Genomic DNA, 920 nt, shown 5'->3' with positions numbered 1-920 from the left:
TGAGCCCTTTTCAACCTGCGTAGACCGGCTTCTCGACGTGGTGCAGAACGAGGATGGCCTGCACGATCGCGGTCGCTCGGCGAGGGCAGCAGCGCAGCTTGACCAGGATCTTCCAAGTCTTGAGCGTGGCGATCGCGCGTTCACCGCGGGCGCGGATCTTCGCGTGCACCTGGTTCACTGCCCTCTGCCGTCGTGACAGCTTCGGCCGGAAACGGCGTCGCTTGAACGGTGTGCGCACGCTGCCGCGGGCGCCTTGGTATCCCTTGTCTGCGAAGGTCATCACTTCTGCGCTGGTCAGGGCGTCGATGATGCCGTGGGTGCGGGCGGCGGTCAGGTCGTGGGTCGAGCCGGGCAACGCGGCCGAGGCCCAGATGAGACGTCCGGCCGCGTCGGCGATGACCTGCACGTTGACGCCGTGACGGCGGTGCTTGCCGGAGTAGTACGGCCTTTGGTCGGCGACCCGGTCGATGGGGATGAGCGTGCCGTCCAGGATTGCGTACGCCAGCTGCCGGATGCGTCGCATCGCGCTGTCGAGGTCGTCGGCGGCCGCGCTGAGCAGGGCGATCGCTTCCTGGACGTAACGCCAGGCGGTCGCTGTCCCGATCTCGAAGCCAGCGGCGAGGCGGGTGTAGGTATCGCCGTTGCGCAAGTGGGCCAGGGCGAGCAGGGCCTGCCGGCCCGGGTTCAGTCTCCTCCATCGAGATTTGCGCTGCTGGCGGTGGCCGCGGATGCGATCGGCGAGGTGGTTCAGGGTCCGGCTGGACAACGAGATCGTCGCAGGGTAGGACAGCATGGCGAGGCTCCCGGTCGGGGCATCGGGTTTTGGTCGATTTGCTGTCCTACCTGGAGCCTCGCCCTCATCGATCACCGACCCCCGGGCGACCAGCGCTGACCTGCAAGATCAGGTTGGAAAAGGCTCA

1 protein-coding gene is annotated in these 920 nt (G+C 67.1%); it reads right to left on the bottom strand.

What is annotated here, in order from left to right; genetic code table 11:
• Positions 1–10 precede the first annotated feature (10 nt).
• Positions 11–793, bottom strand: a complete 783-nt coding sequence (locus tag Ade02nite_RS48870; RefSeq protein WP_203778299.1) for a transposase family protein — start codon at positions 791–793, stop codon at positions 11–13.
• Positions 794–920: the final 127 nt, after the last annotated feature.

It is taken from the genome of Paractinoplanes deccanensis, assembly GCF_016862115.1.
Lineage (GTDB): Bacteria > Actinomycetota > Actinomycetes > Mycobacteriales > Micromonosporaceae > Actinoplanes > Actinoplanes deccanensis.
The sequence above is the reverse complement of the archived record's forward strand: the minus strand, read 5'-3'. Positions and strand labels throughout refer to the sequence as shown.